General features: G+C 63.0%; 17 protein-coding genes. 11 read left to right on the top strand and 6 right to left on the bottom strand.

Going from position 1 to position 21,004, the window contains the following annotated elements; genetic code table 11:
- The first annotated feature begins 200 nt into the window (after positions 1 to 200).
- Genes proV through proX form a run of 3 tightly spaced genes read left to right on the top strand, consistent with a single transcriptional unit; the run spans position 201 to position 3,637 of the window.
- Positions 201 to 1,436 carry a glycine betaine/L-proline ABC transporter ATP-binding protein ProV gene (gene proV, locus ASF04_RS24440; protein ID WP_056147628.1) on the top strand — a complete coding sequence of 412 codons (1,236 nt, stop codon included), beginning with the start codon at positions 201 to 203 and terminating at the stop codon, positions 1,434 to 1,436.
- Positions 1,433 to 2,569 (top strand): glycine betaine/L-proline ABC transporter permease ProW, encoded by a 1,137-nt coding sequence (gene proW / locus ASF04_RS24435; RefSeq protein ID WP_056147625.1) that lies wholly within the window; start codon positions 1,433 to 1,435, stop codon positions 2,567 to 2,569. Before proV ends, proW begins: the two co-directional genes overlap by 4 nt.
- Before the next feature lie 12 nt (positions 2,570 to 2,581).
- A complete protein-coding gene (proX, locus tag ASF04_RS24430; protein WP_056147621.1) occupies positions 2,582 to 3,637 on the top strand; it encodes a glycine betaine/L-proline ABC transporter substrate-binding protein ProX in 1,056 nt (351 codons plus the stop codon).
- Here the strand turns inward: proX and ASF04_RS24425 are convergent.
- From ASF04_RS24425 to map, 6 genes are all read right to left on the bottom strand, one after another.
- Positions 3,634 to 4,560, bottom strand: coding sequence for a response regulator transcription factor (locus tag ASF04_RS24425; RefSeq protein ID WP_056147618.1), 927 nt, complete (start codon positions 4,558 to 4,560; stop codon positions 3,634 to 3,636). The two genes, proX and ASF04_RS24425, sit on opposite strands and share 4 nt — an antisense overlap.
- A complete protein-coding gene (locus tag ASF04_RS24420; RefSeq protein ID WP_056147615.1) occupies positions 4,550 to 7,975 on the bottom strand; it encodes an ATP-binding protein in 3,426 nt (1,141 codons plus the stop codon). Before ASF04_RS24420 ends, ASF04_RS24425 begins: the two co-directional genes overlap by 11 nt.
- Positions 7,976 to 8,012: 37 nt before the next feature.
- On the bottom strand, positions 8,013 to 8,684 hold the full coding sequence (locus ASF04_RS24415) for a flagellar brake protein (RefSeq protein ID WP_056148000.1): 672 nt from the start codon (positions 8,682 to 8,684) through the stop codon (positions 8,013 to 8,015).
- Between the two features lie 209 nt (positions 8,685 to 8,893).
- Positions 8,894 to 9,643: a pseudouridine synthase gene (locus tag ASF04_RS24410; protein WP_026636889.1), complete on the bottom strand. Its 750-nt coding sequence runs from the start codon at positions 9,641 to 9,643 to the stop codon at positions 8,894 to 8,896.
- 36 nt (positions 9,644 to 9,679) lie between these two features.
- Positions 9,680 to 12,247 carry a [protein-PII] uridylyltransferase gene (locus ASF04_RS24405; protein ID WP_056147612.1) on the bottom strand — a complete coding sequence of 856 codons (2,568 nt, stop codon included), beginning with the start codon at positions 12,245 to 12,247 and terminating at the stop codon, positions 9,680 to 9,682.
- An 8-nt stretch (positions 12,248 to 12,255) separates the two neighbouring features.
- Positions 12,256 to 13,071 carry a type I methionyl aminopeptidase gene (gene map, locus ASF04_RS24400; protein WP_056147998.1) on the bottom strand — a complete coding sequence of 272 codons (816 nt, stop codon included), beginning with the start codon at positions 13,069 to 13,071 and terminating at the stop codon, positions 12,256 to 12,258.
- Between the two features lie 357 nt (positions 13,072 to 13,428).
- On the opposite strand from map, the gene rpsB reads away from it, so the two are divergent.
- The 8 genes from rpsB to rseP all read left to right on the top strand — a co-directional run bounded on the left by rpsB (position 13,429) and on the right by rseP (position 20,992).
- On the top strand, positions 13,429 to 14,178 hold the full coding sequence (gene rpsB / locus ASF04_RS24395; protein ID WP_019919692.1) for a 30S ribosomal protein S2: 750 nt from the start codon (positions 13,429 to 13,431) through the stop codon (positions 14,176 to 14,178).
- Between the two features lie 128 nt (positions 14,179 to 14,306).
- Positions 14,307 to 15,218: a translation elongation factor Ts gene (gene tsf, locus ASF04_RS24390; protein ID WP_026636888.1), complete on the top strand. Its 912-nt coding sequence runs from the start codon at positions 14,307 to 14,309 to the stop codon at positions 15,216 to 15,218.
- Positions 15,219 to 15,374: 156 nt separating this feature from the next.
- Positions 15,375 to 16,091 carry a UMP kinase gene (gene pyrH / locus ASF04_RS24385; RefSeq protein WP_019919690.1) on the top strand — a complete coding sequence of 239 codons (717 nt, stop codon included), beginning with the start codon at positions 15,375 to 15,377 and terminating at the stop codon, positions 16,089 to 16,091.
- A 32-nt stretch (positions 16,092 to 16,123) separates the two neighbouring features.
- The gene (gene frr / locus ASF04_RS24380) at positions 16,124 to 16,684 is read left to right on the top strand and encodes a ribosome recycling factor (RefSeq protein ID WP_056147605.1); all 561 of its coding nucleotides are present in this window, start codon (positions 16,124 to 16,126) and stop codon (positions 16,682 to 16,684) included.
- Positions 16,685 to 16,807: 123 nt separating this feature from the next.
- Positions 16,808 to 17,560 carry a polyprenyl diphosphate synthase gene (uppS, locus tag ASF04_RS24375; RefSeq protein WP_056147601.1) on the top strand — a complete coding sequence of 251 codons (753 nt, stop codon included), beginning with the start codon at positions 16,808 to 16,810 and terminating at the stop codon, positions 17,558 to 17,560.
- Positions 17,560 to 18,396 (top strand): phosphatidate cytidylyltransferase, encoded by an 837-nt coding sequence (locus ASF04_RS24370; protein WP_056147599.1) that lies wholly within the window; start codon positions 17,560 to 17,562, stop codon positions 18,394 to 18,396. Before uppS ends, ASF04_RS24370 begins: the two co-directional genes overlap by 1 nt.
- Before the next feature lie 11 nt (positions 18,397 to 18,407).
- Positions 18,408 to 19,601, top strand: a complete 1,194-nt coding sequence (gene ispC, locus ASF04_RS24365; RefSeq protein WP_056147597.1) for a 1-deoxy-D-xylulose-5-phosphate reductoisomerase — start codon at positions 18,408 to 18,410, stop codon at positions 19,599 to 19,601.
- Positions 19,598 to 20,992 (top strand): RIP metalloprotease RseP, encoded by a 1,395-nt coding sequence (rseP, locus tag ASF04_RS24360; RefSeq protein ID WP_056147593.1) that lies wholly within the window; start codon positions 19,598 to 19,600, stop codon positions 20,990 to 20,992. Before ispC ends, rseP begins: the two co-directional genes overlap by 4 nt.
- Positions 20,993 to 21,004: the final 12 nt, after the last annotated feature.

Below are 21,004 nucleotides of genomic sequence, written 5' to 3'. Positions count from 1 at the left end.
CCCTCCGCCCGAATCAGGACTACCCGGCGCCATGCCGCAACGGCGTCCGCCCTCGACACGTCACTTGCTTGCGTGCGCCTTGCGCCGCGACATCGCCGACGGAATTCGCTTTGAATTCGCACTATCGCAACATATACGCCGCCGCAGCCGTATGGCTTGCAGCGTTTCATCCATTCGTTTCATCGAGGGAGAACCACGACGTGGCTAAACAAATTATTATCGATCATGTATTCAAGGTCTTCGGCGACAAGCCCGCCGAAGCATTGGCCCTGGTCCGCCAGGGCGCCAGCAAGCAGGACATCCTGGCGCAGACCGAATGCACCATCGGCGTTTTCGACGCCACCTTCACCATCGAAGCCGGCGAAATTTTCGTCATCATGGGCCTGTCCGGTTCCGGCAAATCGACCCTGGTGCGCATGCTCAATCGCCTGATCGAGCCCACCGACGGCCGCATCATGATCGACGGCAATGACATCAACACGCTGCCCGATAAAGAATTGCGGGCGCTGCGCCGCAAGGACATCAGCATGGTGTTCCAGTCGTTTGCGCTGCTGCCGCAGATTACGGTGCTGGAAAATACCGGTTTCGGCATGGAGCTGGCCGGCATTCCGAAGGACGAGCGCAATGCCGCTTCCCTGCAGGCGCTCGAACAGGTAGGCCTGGCCGGCTATGGCGCCAGTTACCCGGACGAGCTGTCGGGCGGCATGCAGCAGCGCGTGGGCCTGGCCCGTGCACTGGCGTGCGATCCGTCGATCCTGCTGATGGACGAAGCGTTTTCCGCGCTCGATCCGATCATGCGCACCGAGATGCAGTCGGAGCTGCTGCGCCTGCAGCAGATCAAGCGCCGCACCATCGTCTTCATTTCGCACGATCTCGATGAAGCGATGCGCATCGGCGACCGCGTGGCCATCATGAAGGACGGCCACGTGGTGCAGGTGGGGACGCCGGAGGAAATCCTGCGCAAGCCCGCCAACGATTACGTGCGCAACTTCGTGCGCGGTGTCGATGCGGCGGCCGTGTTCAAGGCCGGCGACATCGCCCGCAAGAGCCAGATCGTGGTATCGGAATCACCGACGCGCGGCTCGCGCGCCGCGCTGTCGATGCTGGAAGAGCAGGATCGCGCTTACGCCTACGTGATCAGCCCGCAGAAGAAATACCTGGGCGTGGTATCGGCCGACTCGCTGCGCACGGCACTCGACGGCCATGTCGGCCCGCTCGGCCTGGCCCATGCGTATCTCCCCGACGTGCCGACCATCGATGCCGATGAGCCGGTGGCCGGCCTGTTCGGCCAGGTGGCGCAGCTGCCGTATGCCGTTCCCGTGGTCGCCAACGATGGCAACTTCCGCGGCGCGATCAGCAAGACCACCTTGCTGAAGTTCCTCGACCGCGACACGCCACCGATTGCAGAACCACAAGCACAGAAAGGACAAGCATGAAAGCAGATAACCTCGCACATACCGCGGTCGCCGCCGATGCAGCCCGTACCGCACAGCCGGCAGTAGAGCAGGCCGCGCAGATCAACCCGTGGCTGCCGCAGCCGCCGACCGATACCTCGTGGCTCGACGCTGCCGGGCCAGCTGCGGAACCGGCGCACGCCACCGGCTTCCACGTGTCGCAAATCTTCGATGGTTCGCTGCCGCTCGAGTCCTGGATCAACCAGGGCCTGGGCTGGGTGGTCGCCAATTTCCGGCCGTTCTTCCAGGCCGTGCGCGCGCCGATCGACGCGACCCTGACCGGCGTCAGCGACGTGCTGCTGGCAGCGCCGGCGCTGGCGGTGATCGCCATCGTGGGCGTGCTGGCCTGGCAGTTCACCAGCCGCGCGCTGGCGATCGGTACCGTGCTGGCGCTGCTGGTCGTGTCGATGCTGGGCATCTGGCCCGAGGCGATGATCACCCTGTCACTGGTGCTGACCTCACTGGCATTCTGTTTGCTGATCGGTTTGCCGCTGGGGATATTCCTGGCCAGCAGCGACCGCGCGCAAAACCTGCTGCGTCCTTTACTGGATGCCATGCAGACCACGCCCGCCTTCGTGTACCTGGTGCCGGTGGTGATGTTGTTCGGTATCGGTAATGCCCCCGGCGTGATCGTCACCATCATCTTCGCCTTGCCGCCGCTGGTGCGCCTGACCAACCTCGGTATCCGCCAGGTGCGCCCCGACCTGATCGAAGCGGCGCGCGCCTACGGCGCTTCCCCATGGCAGCTGCTCACCCGCGTGCAGTTCCCGCTGGCGATGCCATCGATCATGGCCGGTATCAACCAGTCGCTGATGCTGTCGCTGTCGATGGTGGTGATCGCCTCGATGATCGCGGTCGGTGGCCTGGGCCAGATGGTATTGCGCGGCATCGGCCGCCTCGATATGGGCCTCGCTACCGTCGGTGGCCTGGGCATCGTGCTGCTGGCCATTACGCTCGACAGGCTGACCCAGGCGATGGGCCAGCCGCGCCGTGGCGTGCGCCACTGGTACCAGACCGGCCCGGCCGGCCTGGTGCTGCGCCTGGTTCGCCGCGATCCCGTGCCAACGCCGGCGCCGGTGCAGGAAGCCGCACCAGCGCACCTGGCCACACAATAAGAAAGGAACTCCATGAATCAAGTCGCACAATTCAAAGAAACCCGCAAATCGCAACGCAAGTTCCAGTGGTTGTCGTTCCTGGGCATTGCCGCCATGGTGCTGGGCACCAGCCTGGCCATGGCGCAAACGCCCGCCGCCGACTTGCCCGGCAAGGGCATCAAGGTGCAGGCGCTGCAAAGCTCGATCGCGGAAGAAACCTTCCAGACCATGCTGGTCGAGCGCGCGCTGGAAAAACTCGGCTACGAGATGCAGCCGATCAAGGAAGTCGAATACCCGACCGCACACATCGCCATCGCCAACGGCGACGCCACGTTCCTGGCCGTGCACTGGGACCCGCTGCACAAGGACTACTACGACAATGCCGGCGGCGATGCCAAGCTGATGCGCGTGGGCCAGTACGCCGGTCCTGCCGCCCAGGGCTACCTGATCGACAAGGCCACGGCCGACAAGTACAACATCACCAATATCGACCAGCTGCGCGATCCCACCCTGGCCAAGCTGTTCGACCATGACGGCGATGGCAAGGCCGATCTCACCGGCTGCAACCCGGGCTGGGGCTGCGAGGCGATGATCGAAAACCACATGGACGCCTACAAGCTGCGCGAAACGGTGCAGCACGTGCAGGGCAGCTACTCGGCGCTGATCGCCGACACCATCGGCCGCTACCAGCGCGGCGAGTCGATCCTGTACTACACCTGGACGCCGTACTGGGTCAGCGGCGTGCTGGTGCCGGGCAAGGACGTGGTGTGGTTGCAGGTACCGTTCTCGTCCAACCCGGACAAGACCAACACGCGCATGGACGATGGCAGCGACTACGGTTTCGCGGTCAACACCACGCGTATCGTGGTCAACCGCGCCTGGGCCGGCAAAAATCCGGCCGCCCTCAAATTGTTCGAGGTGATGCGTTTGCCGATCGCCGACATCAACGCCCAGAACGAACGCATGCGCACCGGCGAGAACACCCAGGCCGACATCGCCCGCCACACGGCCGGCTGGATCAAGTTTCACCAGCAGTTGTTCGATGGCTGGATTGCCGCAGCCATGGCTTCAGCCAAGGCTAAACCTTAAACCACTTCTTCCCCGCGCCCCGACCCATGCAGCTTGCTGATCGCCAGCGCGGCGGCGGAGGTGCGGGTCTCCACGCCCAGTTTGACGAACACGTGCTCGAGGTGCTTGTTCACGGTGCGCGGGCTGGTGCCGAGGATTTCGCCGATATCGCGGTTGGTCTTGCCCTTGACCAGCCAATTCAACACCTCCGATTCGCGCTGCGTGAGTTTGAACGCTGCCATCAGTTTTTCGATCTGCGCCGCGTCCGATTCCTCGCGCAGCACGATCATCCATTGTTCGTCCTCGCTGTACTCGGCTGCCGAAAAAATCAGGCGGCGCGCGCCGCGCAGTAAAGTGAGCGGCGGGTGCGCCTGGCCTTTCGCATGCGCAGCCTGGGTGGCAGCGAGCCACTCGGGTAATTCCTTCTCCACCGCGTATCCCTGCATCAGCGTGCGCGCCAGCGGGGTTTGCCATACTATCTTGCCATCTTGCGGCGACATGGCAATCACCGCGTTGCCGAAGGCGTCGAGTGCGCTGCGGGCCTGGTCCATCAGCCGCGCGGTCTGGCGGTGAGCGGCGATGCGCGCCAGGACTTCGCTGGTGCGTACCGGCTTGGTCACGTAGTCGTTGCCGCCGGCCTCGAAGGCAGCCACCACGTGCTCGGACTCGGTCAGCCCCGTCATGAACACGACCGGGATGTGGCGCGTGGCCAGGTTCGCTTTCAGGCGGCGGCAGGTTTCGAAACCGTCCATGCCGGGCATCATGGCGTCGAGCAGGATGATGTCCGGCTGCGCTTCGGCTGCGCGCACCAGGGCCACTTCGCCGCCGTTGGCCACCAGCACGGTGTAGCCCGATTCGTCGAGGGCGTCGTGCAGCACGGCCAGGTTCTCGGGCACGTCGTCCACCACGAGGACGATGCCTGGTGCAGCAGGATTAAAGTTCATGGTCTTTGCTCTTTCGGATAAAGTCTGCCATCAGGTCCAGCTGGAAGCGCGCGGCGTGGCCGCGCAGGGTGTCGGTGAAGGCGCGGTAGCGTGTATCGACCGCATCGATCTCGTCGAGCCGCGCCTTGATGCCGCGTACATAGCCGATGCGCACCAGTTCGGCCAGCGCGGACAGGTGTTCGTCCGGTGGCAGCACCAGCGCCGCTGGCGGCGGTGGCGCGGCCGGCGCCTCCGGTTCGTGGGTCCATTCCAGCGCCAGGCGGCGGCCGATCCAGTCCAGCAGCTCGGCGATATTGACCGGTTTGACGATGAAGTCGTCGGCGGTGATGCCGGCCGCGTTGTCCATGCCCTTGTCGAACGCGTTGGCCGAGACGATGGCAATCGCCGCCTGCGAGTTGTGCCGGCGGCGCAGCACGTAGCTGGTCTCCCAGCCGTCCATGCCCGGCATGGCCAGGTCCATCAGCACCACGTGCGGCTCGAACCAGGCGTGCAGGTCGATGCCTTCCAGGCCCGATGCAGCCTGCGCCACCTCGAAGCCCAGCGGCGCGAGGATGTTGACCAGCAGTTCGCGGTCCACCTGTTCGTTGTCGACCACCAGCACCCTGCGGCGCGCACCAAGGTAGCCGTTGCGCTGGCGCGGCGGCGCCAGTGTCTCCGCCAGCGCCTTGCCGGCCACATGCACGCTGGGCAGGAACAGACGCACGTGGAAGGTGCTGCCCTGGCCAGGCATACTGCGGATGCGCATCTCGCCGCCCATCAGCTGGGTGAGCATGCGCGAGATCGGCAGCCCCAGGCCCGTGCCGCCCGCATTGGCCTGGGCGCTGGCGCTGCCGCGTGTAAAGGGCTCGAAGATGTGGTCGAGTTCTTCCTGCAGGATGCCGGGGCCGGTATCCTCGATCTCGAACGAGGCGATTTCGCGCGCGTAGCGCAGCCGCATCACCACGCCGCCCTCGCTGGTGAACTTGACCGCGTTGCCGAGCACATTGATCAGGATTTGCCCGAGTCGCTTGCGGTCGGCGCGTACCACGCGCGGCAGGGCGCCGGTCAGCTCGTAGCAGAAGGTGAGGCCCTTGTTGGCGGCCTGCAGCTCGAACATGCGCACCAGTTGACCGATAAATTCGGGGAAGTCGATTTCGCGCGTGGCGAACGTCAGCTTGCCGCCTTCGATGCGGGCGATATCGAGCGTGCCTTCGATCAGCGACAGCAGGTGCTCGCCGCTGCTGCGGATCACGCGCACGGCCTGCTGGCGGTGGGCGGGAATCGCTGGGTCATTGTCGAGCAGCTGGGCGTAGCCAAGGATGCCGTTCAATGGCGTGCGGATCTCGTGGCTGATGCCGGCGATGTAACGGCTCTTGGCCTCGTTGGCCTGCTCGGCGGTCTTGCGGGCTTCCTCGGCGATCTTGCGCGCCTGTTGCAGCTGGGCGTCTGTCTCGTTGTGCAGCGTGATTTCGCGCGTGAGCAGGCCGGTCTGGCGGTTCGATTCCTCCTGCGCCACGCGTCTGCTTTCGCTGGTGAGCACCAGCCACCACGCGACGATGCCCGACGCCAGCAGCAGCGCCGCAAACACCTTGACGAAAGCCAGGCGCAGTTGCGGCAGCAGCGCCGCATCGGCGGCCGACAGCACCGATTGTTCGTGATAGTAGATCAGCCCCAGCAGCGCGCCCAGGAACAGCACCGTGACGATCATCAGCAGCAGGTAGTGTCCGAGACCGTTGCTCAGGTAGCGCCAGGTCGCTTGCGGCAGCATGGCGCGCATCGCCTGCTGCCACTGGGCCGACACGCGCGCGTGCGGCTTGCAGGCGTCGTTGCAGCGCGCGTCGAGACAGCAGCACAGCGAGCAGATCGACCCCTGGTAGGCCGGGCAGTGCGCCATGTCCTCCGATTCGTATTCCTTTTCGCAGATTACGCAGGTGCGGGAATGGACGTGGGGCGCCGGGCGCGCAATGTAGTACTTGCCGCGCGTGGCCAGCGCGATCAGCGGTGATGTAATGAACGCGGTCACCAGCGCGATGAAGGCGGAAAACGCCTGCGCCTGCACGCCGAAGGCGCCCATGAACGCGGCCACCGACAGTATCGACGCCAGCACCATCGCGCCCACGCCCACCGGGTTGATGTCGTACAGGTAGGCGCGGCGGAACTCGATGCCCCTGGGGCTCAAGCCCAGCGGCTTGTTGATCACCAGGTCGGCCACCACGGCGGTAATCCACGAGATGGCGATGTTCGAGTACAGGCCCAGCACCTGGTCCAGTGCCTGGAACACGTCGAGCTCCATCAGCAGCACGGCGATCAGCGCGTTGAACACGGCCCACACCACGCGGCCCGGGTGGCTGTGCGTGAGGCGCGCAAAAAAATTCGACCACGCCAGCGAGCCGGCATAGGCATTGGTCATGTTGATCTTGATCTGCGAGATCACCACCAGCACGGTGGTGGCCAGCAGGGCCAGTTGCGGATGGTCGAACACCAGCCCGAAGCCGTTCAGGTACATATGGGTGGGATTGACCGCTTCCTCGAGCGGCACGGCGGCGCGGATGGCCAGGAACGCCAGCAGCGCGCCACCGAGCATCTTGGCGATGCCGAGCAGGATCCAGCCCGGACCGGCGATCAGCACGCCGAAGTGCCAGCGCCACCGGTTCTCGGCCGTTTTGGGCGGCATGAAGCGTAGGAAATCGACCTGCTCGCCGATCTGCGTGATCAGCGCCACGCCCACCGCCGTGGCGGCGCCAAAGGCCAGCATGTTGAAGTGGCCATGCTGGCCATCGCGGCCGGCGTAGTCGAACAGCTGCGGCAGCAACTCGGGCTGCTTGTGCAGGATGGCGATGAACGGCAGCGCCATCAGGATCAGCCACACCGGCTGGGTCAGCATCTGGATGCGGCTGATCAGGGTCACGCCGTGGGTCACCAGTGGAATCACCACCAGCGCGCTGACCATGTAGCCGAGGTAGAGCGGCAGGCCGAAATACAGTTCCAGCGCGTAGGCCATGATGGCCGCCTCCAGCGCGAACAGGATGAACGTGAACGACGCATACACGAACGACGAGATGGTCGAACCGATGTAGCCGAAGCCGGCGCCACGCGTGAGCAGATCCATGTCCACGCCATAGTTGGCGGCGTAGTAGCTGATGGGCAGGCCGGTGGCGAAGATGATCAGGCCCACGGCCAGGATCGCCCACAGCGCGTTGATGAAGCCGTAGTTGACGGCGATGGTGCCGCCGATGGCCTCCAGCACCAGGAACGAGATGGCGCCGAACGCGGTGTTCGAGACGCGGAACACCGACCAGCGCCGGAACGAACGCGGCGTGTAGCGCAGCGCGTAGTCCTCGATGGTCTCGCTGGCCACCCACGTATTGTAGTCGCGGCGGATCTTGATGATGCGCTGGGTGGGTTCCGGCCCGGTCACTGTCTCGCTGGTAGTCATGCCGAACTATCAAGCAAAAACTGTACCTAAAATCGCATCAGCGTTGGCGGCTGGCGTTCAATTCCTGCAGCACGCGCGTCAGTTCTTCCTGCATGGCCGGCGACAGGTTGACGAACTGGCAGCCGATCTGTACCTGCTCGCCCAGCAGGAACGAGCGGAAGGCGCGCGACAGCCGCACTTCCAGGTCGGCGATCATCACCGTGTCCGGCCCCAGTTCGAGCCGCACGCGTTGCAGCTTGCGGCCCACGTGCAGGCCCACGGTGTCGCGCGGCGGTGCGCGCATGCCGACGCCGCCGGCAGAAAAGTCGTAGAGCTGCAATTCGTACGGCTTGCCGTTCAACACGAACGACGCCATGTAGTAGATGCCGAGCGGGGTTTCCAGGCGCGTCGAGGAGCGCCGGTTGAGCACCAGGCAGCGCAGCGGAAAATCGAGCGGGATGATGGTCGGCTGGTCAGGCACCGGGGTCCAGTTGTCGTAGGCCAGGTTGAACTGCATCTTGGACGAACGCAGCCAGGCGACAAAGGTCGCTTCGCCGGGCGGGATGAATTCGCCCTCGTTCAATTCGAACGTGAAGTGCGGCAGTTCGGGGTGGACCGACTTGATCCGGCCGAGCACCACGTTGGTACTGGAAGACGGGTAGATCGACACCGGGTCGCCGTTCTGCGCCAGCAGCGTCAGCGCCTCCGCGATGTCATGCTCGTCGAGCATTTCATGTGGGTGGGAGCCGGACGGGATCGGTTCCACCGCGTCTTTCAGCAGCGGCGGGCCACGGCGCATGTCATTGGGTATGGGATCGTTCACAACGGCATATCACTTTGCTAACTTCACTGTGCGAGGTCGGACCGCACAGTGTATATTTTATTGCGGCGTTTGGCTTGCTTTTTGGCAAGTCATTTTAACCCTTGGTGCCGTTTTTTTTAAAACTGTTCGTCAGGGCGCAGGTAACGCCATTCTCCCACCGGCAGATCGCCAAGCTTGACCTTGCCGATACGCACGCGTTTGAGACCGATCACTTTCAGGCCCACCATGTCGCACATGCGGCGGATTTGCCGCTTTTTGCCTTCGCGCAGGGTGAAGCTGAGCTGGTCGTCGTTTTGCCAGCGCACCTTGGCCGGCAGCAGCGCCTTGCCGTCCATCCACAGGCCATGGTTGAGTTTTTTCAGGTCGCTGTCGGGCAGCTTGCCGGGCTTGGTGTATTCGACCCGCACCAGGTATTCCTTGTCCACGTCGGTGGTTTCGCCGATCAGGTGCTTGGCCACGCGGCCGTCTTGCGTGAGCACCAGCAGGCCCACCGAGTCGATGTCGAGGCGGCCAGCCGGCACCAGCGAGCGCAGCTGGGTAGGGTGGAACTGCTCGGGCGATGGATCTTCGGCCCAGCGGTTTTCCGGCTTGATCAGCACCACGGCCGGCTGATAGCCGTCTTCGGCCTGACCGCTGACGTAGCCCATCGGCTTGTTGATCAGGACCGTCACGCGCTTCGATTGCTCGGCGGCGGCCTGCCGCTCGACCGACACGCGCTGGCTCGGGTAAATCTTGGTGCCCAGCTCGGACACCACCTTGCCATCGACGCGTACCCAGCCGCGCGCGATCCATTCGTCGGCTTCGCGGCGCGAGCACAGGCCCAGTTCGGACATGCGTTTGGACAGGCGTAATAATTCTTCTGACATGATGCTTCTTTATAGTGAGAGTTGACGACCCGCGCGCTAGACCTTCATGGCGTCGAGCAGGTCGGTTTCCAGTTGCAGCTGGTTGCGCGGGTTGCCCAGCGCGGCGCCGTCGATCAGGAACACGTCTTCCACGCGCTCGCCCAGCGTCATCACCTTGGCCGTGTGCAGGTTGAGGCGGTACTTGGCGAGCACGTTGGCAATCGCGTACAGCAAACCGGTGCGGTCGTTGGCGGCGATCGACAGCAGGTAGTACTGACCGCGCTCGTCCGGGCGCAGGTCCACCGTGGGCTGCATCGGGAACGTGCGCGACAGGCGCGACAGCCGGCCCTTCGACGGCGACGACAGCGGCTCGGGGTGGGTGAGGGCGCCGCACAGTTCGTGCTCGATCAGGTTGATGATGTCGCGGTAGCTCTTGGCGAAATTCTGCTCGGTCACGAGGAAGGTGTCGAGCGCGTAGCCGTGGCGCGTGGTGTGGATCTTGGCGTCGAGGATGCTGAAATTCTTGCGGTCGAAATAGGAGCAGATGCGCGCGAACAGGTCGGGCTGGTCGCGCAGGTACACGGCAATCTGCAAGCCTTCGCCGATCGGCGCCAGGCGGCACTTGACCACCGGCTGCTCGCTGTTGAAGCGGTCGTACAAGGCGCGCGTTTGCCAGGCGATGTCGGAGGCGTCGTGGCGCAGGAAGTAGGCGACGTCGAGCTGCTTCCAGAACGCCAGGTGGGCATCCGGCGCCAGGCCGTACAGGCGCAGCGTGGCCAGCGCTTCCTGCTGGCGGTTCTGCAGTTCGTGGTCGGTGCTGTGCGGCTGGCCGCCCAGCACGCGCAGGGTCACGCGGTACAGGTCTTCGAGCAGCTTGGCCTTCCAGGCATTCCACACCTTGGGGCTGGTGCCGCGGATGTCGGCCACCGTCAGCAGGTACAGGGCGGTGAGGTGGCGTTCGTCGCCCACCTTGCGGGCAAAGGCGGCGATCACGTCGGGGTCGGACAGGTCCTGCTTTTGCGCCACCTGCGACATGTCGAGGTGGTGCTCGACCAGGAACGATACCAGCTCGGTGTCGGCGTCGCTCATGCCATGCTCGCGGCAGAACTGCTCGGCATCGACGCGGCCCAGCGTGGAATGATCGCCGCCGCGGCCCTTGGCGATGTCGTGGAACAGCGCGCCCAGGTACAGCAGCCAGGGCTGGCCGAAGTTGGCCATCAGCTGGCTGCAGAACGGGTATTCGTGCGCATGTTCGGCCATCGAGAAGCGCCGCATATTGCGCACCACCATCAGGATGTGCTGGTCCACCGTATATACGTGGAACAGGTCGTGCTGCATCTGGCCGACGATCTTGCGGAAGTTCGGCAGGTAGCGGCCCAGGATCGACAGGTCGTTCATGCGCCGCAGCGCGTGGATGATGCCCTTGGGCGCCTGCAGGATGCGCAGGAACAGCGCGCGGTTGGCCGGATCGGCGCGGAAGGCGGCGTCGATCAGGAAGCGCTCGTTCCACAGCGCGCGCATGGTGCGCGAGGTCATGCCCTTGAGCGAAGGCCGCTCGGTCATCAACAGGAAAATTTCGAGGATGGCCGACGGCGTTTGCGTGAACGTGTCGTCGTCGCGCATGTCGATCAGGCCATTGACGTCGTTGAAGCGGGCGTTGATCTGCACCGCGTGCTCTTCGCGCGGGAACAGCCGCTCCTCGATGTTTTGCAGCAGGATGGTATTGAGTTGCGTGACCGCCTTGGCGGCCCAGTAGTAGCGCTGCATCAGGTATTCGCTGGCGCGGCGCATCTCCACGCCCGAACCGGTATTCTCCAGGCCCAGCGATTCGGCAATCGCCGTCTGCACGTCGAACACCAGCCGGTCTTCGCGGCGGCCCGCGTGCAGGTGCAGGCGCACGCGGATATCCTTGAACGCGCGCTCCTTTTCCATCAGCCCCTTGGCTTCGGCTTGCGTAATCAGGCCGCTGGTGGCCAGCGTGCGCCACGAGTTGGCCAGGCCGGCCGCTTTCACCAGCCACAGGATCACCTGCAAGTCGCGCAGGCCGCCCGGGCTTTCCTTGCAGTTCGGCTCCAGGCTGAAGGCCGTGTCTTCGTACTTGGCATGGCGCTGGCGCATTTCCAGCAGCTTGGCCTGGAAGAAGGCCTGCGGATCCATGGCCTCGTCGTAGCGCGCCTGCAGCTGTTCGAACAGCGGTTCGTCGCCGCAGATCAGGCGCGCTTCGAGCAGGCTGGTTTGCACCGTGATGTCGGCCTTCGATTCGGACAGGCATTCATCGACGGTGCGGATGCTACTGCCGATTTCCAGGCCCAGGTCCCACAGCAGCTGCACCAGTGCTTCCAGCTTTTCGGTGGTTTCGGCGTCCGGCGCCACTTCCAGCAGGATCAGCAGGTCGACATCGGAATACGGGAACAACTCGCCACGGCCATAGCCGCCCACGCCGACCAGCGCCGTGTTGGCGGGCAGGTGCGCGTGATGCCAGGCGGCCGTGAGCACCGCATCGACGCTCTGGCGCAGGCTGCGCAGCAGCTTCTCCGGCATGCCGTCGGTACGGAAGGTGCCGATGATGACCTGGCGTTCGGCCTTCAGCTGGCGTTTCAGTTGTTCGCGGATTTCCTTGTCCATGGAGTGGATTACTTGGCGGCGTTGGTGATGAAGGCTGGCGGCGGCGGGCTGCCGGCGGACAGGGTCAGTACTTCGTAACCGGTTTCGGTCACCAGGATCATGTGTTCCCACTGCGCCGACAGGCTGCGGTCCTTGGTCTTGATGGTCCAGCCGTCGCCCATTTCGCGGATCTCGCGCTTGCCGGCGTTGATCATCGGCTCGATGGTGAAGATCATGCCGGGTTTCAGCTCATCGAGCGTGCCCGGTTTGCCGTAGTGGAGCACCTGCGGCTCTTCGTGGAAGACCTTGCCGATGCCGTGGCCGCAGAACTCGCGCACGACGCTGTAGCCGGCTTTTTCCGCGTGCTGCTGGATGGCGTGGCCGATGTCGCCCAGGTGCGCGCCCGGTTTCACTTGCGCGATGCCGAGCCACATGCATTCGTAGGTGATCTCGGACAGGCGTTTGGTCATGATCGACGGCTCGCCGATCAGGAACATGCGGCTGTTGTCGCCGTGGTAGCCGTCCTTGATGACGGTGATGTCGAGGTTGACCGAATCGCCGCTCTTGAGCACCTTGTCGCCCGGGATGCCGTGGCAGATGACGTCATTGACCGACGTGCAGATGGCCTTGGGGTAGGGCGTGTAGCCTGGCGGGCTGTAGTTGAGCGGTGCTGGAATGGTGCCCTGGACATTGCTCATGTACTCGTGGCACAGGCGATCGAGTTCGCCGGTGGTCACGCCAGCCTTGACGAACGGGGTGATGTAGTCGAGCACTTCGGAGCCGAGGCGGCCGGCGATGCGCATGCCTTCGATATCTTCGGCGGTTTTAATGGAAATGGACATAATAAAAGATCGCAATCTGCAAAGTAAAAGCTTAATGGTGGGGATTATAAACGACCGCTATGTCCATGTGTGCCATGCAACAATTTGGTGCAATAATGTTGCCGCCGCACACGGCGCGCACCAACCTGGCCGCGTCGGCTTTCGGTCCGCACCAAATTGGCCCGGCCGGGTCTTCTGCAATGGCTGCGCTTGCCAGTTGGGCGGCATTTGGTGTAAAATCCCGGGTTGCCTGAATTCTCATTCGGGCAATGCAGTAAAAATCACTATTTTTGTTAATAAACTCGAATCCGATCGACAAGGGTGCCTGGCGTAACAACCGGGTCACTGGTCGGATTCCAGACCCAACCCTGGAGTTAAAAAATGTCCGTAACTATGCGCGAAATGCTGGAAGCCGGTGTCCACTTCGGTCACCAAACCCGTTTCTGGAACCCAAAGATGGCTCCGTTCATCTTCGGTCACCGCAACAAGATCCATATCATCAACTTGGAAAAGACGATGGGTATGTATCAAGAAGCGATGAAGCATGTTAAGCAAGTAGCTGCAAGCCGTGGCACCATCCTGATGGTCGGCACCAAGCGTCAAGCACGCGACATCATCGCTGCTGAAGCTGCACGCGCAGGCGTTCCTTTCGTTGACCAGCGCTGGCTCGGCGGCATGCTGACCAACTTCAAAACCATCAAAACCTCGATCAAGCGTCTGAAAGACATGGAAGCCCAGGTTGAAGACGGTTCGGTTGAGAAGCTGTCGAAAAAAGAAGCGCTGATGTTCCAACGCGAAATCGTCAAGCTGCAAAAAGCAATCGGTGGCATCAAAGACATGGGCGGCGTTCCTGACGCAATCTTCGTCGTTGACGTCGGCTACCATAAAGGCGCCATCACCGAAGCCGCAAAACTGGGCATCCCGGTTATCGGCGTGGTCGATACCAACCACTCGCCAGAAGGCGTGAAGTTCGTCATTCCAGGTAACGATGACTCGTCGAAAGCAATCACCCTGTACGCACGTGGTGTAGCCGACGCCATCCTGGAAGGCCGTGCTGCTGCCGGTAACGAAGTAGTTGAAATGGTTAAAGCCGCCGCCGGCGACGAATTCGTCGAAGTCGAGCAAGCTTAATTAGTCGGCCTAACGGTCTGCTAAGGAAAAAAGGGGTGGCCACCAGCTCCCCCTTTTTTTTAACATCAATGGGTTAGAGCCAGATTGGTTCCCCATCCCCCCGAATACCGAACAACAGGAGAAAACACATGGCAGCGATTACTGCAGCAATGGTAGGCGAACTGCGCGCGAAAACCGACGCGCCAATGATGGAATGCAAAAAAGCACTGACCGAAGCCGAAGGCGACATGGGTCGTGCTGAAGAGATCCTGCGCGTCAAGCTGGGCGGCAAGGCATCGAAAGCATCGTCGCGCGTGACCGCCGAAGGCGTGGTGGCAAGCTTCATCGACGGCGGCGTAGGCGCCCTGGTCGAAGTAAACTCGGAAACCGACTTCGTTGCGAAAAACGACGACTTCCTGGCCCTGGCTGCCAACGCTGCCAAGCTGGTTGCCGAACACAACCCGGCCGACGTCGCTGCCCTGCTGGCTCTGCCAGCTGGCAACGGCCAGACCCTGGACGAAGTGCGCGCTGCCCTGATCGGTAAAATCGGCGAAAACATGTCGATCCGCCGCTTCCAGCGTTTTGAAACCACCGCCAAGCTGGCTTCGTACCTGCACGGCGCACGCATCGGCGTGATCGTCGAGTTCGACGGCGCCGACGAACAAGTCGGTAAAGACGTTGCCATGCACATCGCCGCGATGAAGCCAGTGGCGCTGTCGTCGGACAACGTTCCAGCCGAACTGATCGAAAAAGAGCGTTCGGTTGCAAAACTGAAAGCCGACGAAGATGCAGCCGCAGCAGTTGCGGCCGGCAAGCCAGTGCAGCCTGCCGACATCGTCGCCAAGCGCCTGGAAGGCTCGGTACAGAAGTACCTGAAAGAAGTATCGCTGCTGAACCAGGCTTTCGTGAAAAACGACAAGCAATCGATCGAGCAGATGCTGAAAGAAAAAGCAACCACCGTGAAATCGTTCACCATGTACGTGGTGGGCGAGGGCATCGAGAAGAAGGTTGACGACTTCGCAGCAGAAGTGGCCGCTCAAATGGCCGCCAGCCAGGGTTAATTTCCCTGCAAGATAAAAAAACGGGCCGCGAGGCCCGTTTTTTTAGCCCGCACCCGTAATATTGTTTCTAATGTAACAGTCGCGCTGCCGCCGCCGTCTCAAGGTATGATAGGCGCCGGCAGCCCTTCAACCCACCATATTTAGGAGCCCCGTCTCATGTCCAAACCAGCCTACAAGCGTGTCCTCCTCAAACTGTCCGGCGAAGCGCTGATGGGCGACGACCCGTACGGCATCAACCGCAGCACCATCGAGCGGATGGTGGCTGACGTGGCCGAGGTCGCGAAACTGGGCGTGGAACTGGCGATCGTCATTGGCGGCGGCAACATCTTCCGTGGCGTTGCGCCTGGCGCCCAGGGCATGGACCGTGCCACTGCCGACTACATGGGCATGCTGGCCACCGTCATGAACGCCCTGGCCCTGGCTGACGCCATGCGCCACGTCGGTATCACCGCCCGCGTGATGTCGGCCATCGGCATCGAGCAAGTGGTCGAGCCGTATGTGCGCCCGAAAGCGCTGCAATACCTGGAAGAAGGTAAAGTTGTCGTGTTCGCCGCCGGCACTGGTAACCCGTTCTTCACCACCGACACTGCCGCTGCATTGCGCGGTGCCGAAATGAGCGCCGAAATCGTGCTCAAGGCAACCAAGGTCGATGGCGTATATACTGCCGATCCGAAGAAAGACCCGAACGCCACGCTGTACCACAAGATCAGCTTCGACGAAGCGATTGCCAGCAATCTGCAAGTGATGGACGCCACCGCCTTTGCGCTGTGCCGCGACCAGAAGCTGCCGATCAAGGTGTTCTCGATCACCAAGCCCGGCGCGCTGATGCGCGTGATCATGGGCGAGGATGAGGGTACACTGGTTCACGTTTAAGATTTACATCATCCGTATACAGGAGAGCAGCAATGTCCGTAGCTGACGTTAAAAAGAATGCGCAAGAGCGCATGACCAAATCGCTGGAAACCCTGCGCGCCGACCTGGCCAAGGTCCGCACCGGCCGCGCCCACACCGGCATTCTCGACCATGTGATGGTCGAGTACTACGGTTCGCCGACCGCGCTGTCGCAGGTCGCTGGCATCAACCTGATCGATGCCCGCACCATCGGCGTGCAGCCGTTCGAAAAGCGCATGGCATCGACGATTGAAAAGGCCATCCGCGACGCCGACCTGGGCCTGAACCCGTCGGCGCAGGGCGACATCATCCGCGTGCCTACCCCGGCCCTGACCGAAGAACGCCGCAAGGAAATGGTCAAGCTGTGCAAGAGCGAAGCCGAAGACGCGAAAATTGCCGTGCGCAATATCCGCCGCGACGGTAACGAATCGCTGAAAAAGCTGGTCAAGGACAAAACCATCTCGGAAGACGACGAGCGTCGCGCCGTGGATGAAGTCCAGAAACTGACCGACAAGTTCATCGCCGACATCGACAAGATGGTGGCGGAGAAGGAAAAAGAAGTTCTGACGGTTTAAGCCCTCAGACCGAGGCGCCAGCAACCAGCTTGTCATGCGCGTGCGCGCGTGGCAAGTTGGTGCTGGCGTCTTGTCTTTTTCCGTTCCACCTGCAATACTTTATCCTTTGGCAGCAAAGCTTTCATGAAATATACGAGTTCGACTACCGAGGTTCCGGACGCGCCACAGGTGCCGCGCCATGTCGCCATGATCATGGACGGTAACGGCCGCTGGGCCACCAAGCGCTTTTTGCCGCGCGTAGCCGGTCACGTCAAGGGCGTCGAAGCGGTACGCACCGTGGTCGAGGCCTGCATCAATCGCGGCATTGAATACCTGACCCTGTTTGCCTTCAGTTCCGAAAACTGGCGCCGCCCGGAAGAGGAAGTGTCCCTCCTGATGCGCTTGTTCATGACCGCGCTCGAGCGCGAAGTGTCCAAGATGCACGCCAATAACATCCGCCTGCGCGTGGTCGGTGACCTGTCCCGCTTCGACGAGAAGCTGCGCACCATGATCGCCAACGCCGAGCGCAAGACCGCCAACAACACCAGCCTCACCGTCACCATCTGCGCCAATTACGGCGGCCGCTGGGACATCATGCAGGCCGTGGGCAAAATGGTAGTCGCCCATCCCGGCGCCACCGACTTCTCCGAAGAACAACTGGCGCCGCACCTGGCCATGGCGTACGCGCCGGAGCCGGACCTGTTCATCCGCACCGGCGGCGAGCAGCGCATTTCCAATTTCCTGTTGTGGCAGCTTGCGTACACCGAGCTGTTCTTCACCGACACCTACTGGCCCGATTTTTCGATCGAACGCCTCGACGAGGCCATCGCCTCCTACCAGCACCGCGAACGCCGTTTCGGCCGCACCGGCGCGCAACTGGCAGAAAAGAAAAACTGATGCTGAAAACACGGATTATTACCGCTCTGGTCTTGCTGGCGGTGTTGCTGCCAGTCCTGTTCTTCCAGTATTTCCCGGCCTTTGCCGTGATCGTCACGCTGTTCCTCGGCGCTGCCGTGTGGGAAGGGGCACGCATGTTCGGCCTGAAAGACGGTCCGGCCCGGATTGCCGGCATCGTCGGCGCGCTGCTGTTCGTGGGCCTGATGTACAAGGCGCAACCGGGTTCCGCCACCGCGCTGTACGCGATTGCCTCGCTGCTGTGGCTGATCCGCTATGCACCGTCGCTGGGCCTGGGTCTGCCGCAACTGGGCACCGCCGCCAACTGGTCGATGGCGCTGACCTTCGGTTTTGCCGTGTTCGTCTGCTTCTTTGCCATCGTGGGCCTATACCTGCGCTCGCCCGTGTACCTGCTGTCGGTGCTGGTGCTGGTGTGGATTGCCGATATCGGCGCCTATTTCTCCGGCAAGGCATTCGGCAAGCGCAAGCTGGCGCCGACCATTTCCCCCGGTAAATCGTGGGAAGGTGCGATCGGCGGCGGTATTGCCGTGCTGGTCATCGCCACCATCTCGATCCTGGCGGCCGCCGGCGTGCCGTGGCTGCAAGACACCTTTGCCGTGCGTCTGCAGGCGCGCTTCGGCTGGGGCGTGACCATGCTGGCGCTGCTGGTGATCGTGGCCGCGTCCGTGATTGGCGACCTGTTCGAGTCCCAACTCAAGCGCCGTGCGGCCGTCAAGGACAGCAGCAACCTGCTGCCCGGCCATGGCGGCGTGCTCGACCGTGTCGATGCATTGATTCCCGTGCTGCCGATCGCAGCGCTGCTCTCGACCTGGCTCTGAAAGACATCCCTATGCAACGCATCACCATCCTTGGCGCCACCGGTTCGATCGGCGTGTCCACGCTGGACGTGCTCGCCCGTCATCCCGAGCGCTACGCCGTCTATGCCTTGTCCGCGCACAGCCGCGTCGATGAACTGGCGGCGCAATGTATTGCCCACCGGCCGCAACGCGCGGTCGTCGGCACCGCCGAGGCAGCAGGGCGCCTCGCCGCGCTGCTGCGTGCAGCCAACGTCAGTATCGAAGTCGAATACGGCGAAGCCGCGCTGTGCGCGATCTCGTCCGCGCCCGAAGTCGATAGCGTGATGGCCGCGATTGTCGGCGCCGCCGGCCTGGCGCCCACGCTGGCTGCCGCCCGCGCCGGCAAGAAAATTCTGCTGGCCAACAAGGAAGCGCTGGTCATGTCCGGCCAGCTGTTCATGGATGCGGTGGCCGAGTCCGGCGCCATCCTGCTGCCGATCGACAGCGAACACAACGCCATTTTTCAGGCCATGCCGCAATTCGGTGGCCGCATGCCGGCCGTGCGCGATGCCAATGCCGGCGTGGCCAAGATTTTGCTCACCGCCTCCGGCGGACCGTTCCTCACGCGTGACGTTGCCACGCTGGAAGACGTGACGCCCGAACAGGCCTGCAAGCACCCGAACTGGTCGATGGGCCGCAAGATTTCGGTCGATTCGGCCACCATGATGAACAAGGGCCTGGAAGTGATCGAGGCCCACTGGCTGTTTGGCGCCCCGGCCGACCGCATCGAGGTCGTGATCCACCCGCAGTCGGTGATCCACTCGATGGTGTCGTATGTCGATGGTTCGGTGCTGGCCCAGCTGGGCAACCCGGACATGCGCACGCCGATCGCGCACGCGCTGGCGTACCCGGAGCGGATCGCGTCCGGCGTGGCCCAGCTCGACATCACCGAAATCGCCACCCTGCAATTCCACCGTCCCGACTTTGCGCGCTTCCCGTGCCTGGCGCTGGCGTTCGACGCCTTGCGCGCCGGCGGCACTGCACCGGCCTTGCTCAACGCGGCCAACGAAGTGGCGGTGCAAGCCTTCCTCGACCGCCAGATCGGCTTCCGCCAAATCGACCGCGTGATCGCGCAAGTGGTGGAGCAATTGCCGCACGGCGCCGCCGACAGCATCGAGGCCGTGATGGCGCAGGATGCCGCCGCCCGGGCCGCCGCCGAACGCTGCATCAGCCAGCTCGCGCGATGAATTTTCTCACCACCATCCTGGCGTTTGCCGTCTGCCTCGGCTCGCTGATCACGATCCACGAGCTGGGCCATTACCTGGTGGCGCGCTGGTGCGGTGTCAAGGTGCTGCGCTTTTCCGTGGGCATGGGGAAAGTCGTGTGGTCGCGCCGCTTCGGCCGCGACCAGACCGAGTGGGCCGTGTCCGCCTTGCCACTGGGCGGCTACGTGAAAATGCTTGACGCCCGCGAGGGCGACCTGGCCAGCATTCCGAAAGAAGACCTGGCGCGCGAGTTCACGCGCCAGAGCGTCTGGAAGCGCATTGCCATCGTGGCTGCCGGTCCGCTGGCCAATTTCCTGGTTGCCATCGTGCTGTTTGCCGGCCTGTACATGCATGGCGTGGAAGAGCCGACCAGCAAGATCAGCGTGCGCGCTGCCGCCGGCCAGGATGCCGACCGCACGCCTGCCGCCCTGGCCGGCCTGCGCACCGGCGATCGCATCACGGCCGTCAATGGCGAACCGGTGGCAGCCTGGTCCGAGCTGCGCTGGAACCTGATGCAGGCAGCCGTGGACAAGAAGGAAGCAAGCCTCACGGTCGAGCGTTCCGGCTACGGCCGCGTCAACGCCATCGTGCCGGCTGCCACCATGACTGCGCTCGACCTGGAAGGTGACATCGTCGGCAACCTCGGCATCGGCGTGGCGTTGCCGTCGCCGGTGGTGCAGCAGGTACTGCCGGGCGGCGCTGCCGAGCGCGGCGGCCTGCAAGTGGGCGATCTGCTGAAAAGCGTCGATGGCGTGGCGGTGCAAGACGGCGTTGCTTTCATCGAACTGATTCGCGCTGCGCCCGGCAAGACGGTGCAGGTCGGGGTCATCCGCGCTGGCGAACCGCGCACGCTGGCGGTCACGCCGCAGGCCGAGATGCTCAAGGGCGCTGACGGGGAAAAGTCAGGTAAGCAAGCTGTAACAGTCGGTAAGATCAGCGCTTACGTCGCGTTGCGCCCGGATATGATCAACGTGCCCTCGGGCCCGCTGAGCGCATTGGGCAAGGCGGTCGAGCGGGTATGGGATACCTGCACCATGACGCTCAAGATGATCGGCAAGATGGTCACTGGCGAAGCGTCACTCAAGAATGTCACCGGTCCGATTACAATTGCCGACTATGCTGGCCAGACCGCACGCCTGGGCGTGGCCAGTTATTTAAGCTTCATTGCGTTCATCAGTATCAGTCTGGGCGTAATGAATTTGCTACCGATTCCCGTTCTAGACGGGGGGCATTTGCTGTATTATTCGCTGGAAGTTTTAACCGGGCGTCCCGTGTCCGAGCGCGTAGCGGAATTCGCCCAACGCATCGGTATCGGTTTATTGATGACCCTGATGGTGCTGGCGGTATTTAACGACATCACCAGACTCATGTAACTCGATGAGTTC

Origin of the sequence: Duganella sp. Leaf61 (genome assembly GCF_001421905.1) — a bacterium.
Lineage (GTDB): Bacteria > Pseudomonadota > Gammaproteobacteria > Burkholderiales > Burkholderiaceae_D > Rugamonas > Rugamonas zoogloeoides.
This window is presented reverse-complemented; position numbering and strand designations above follow the sequence as displayed.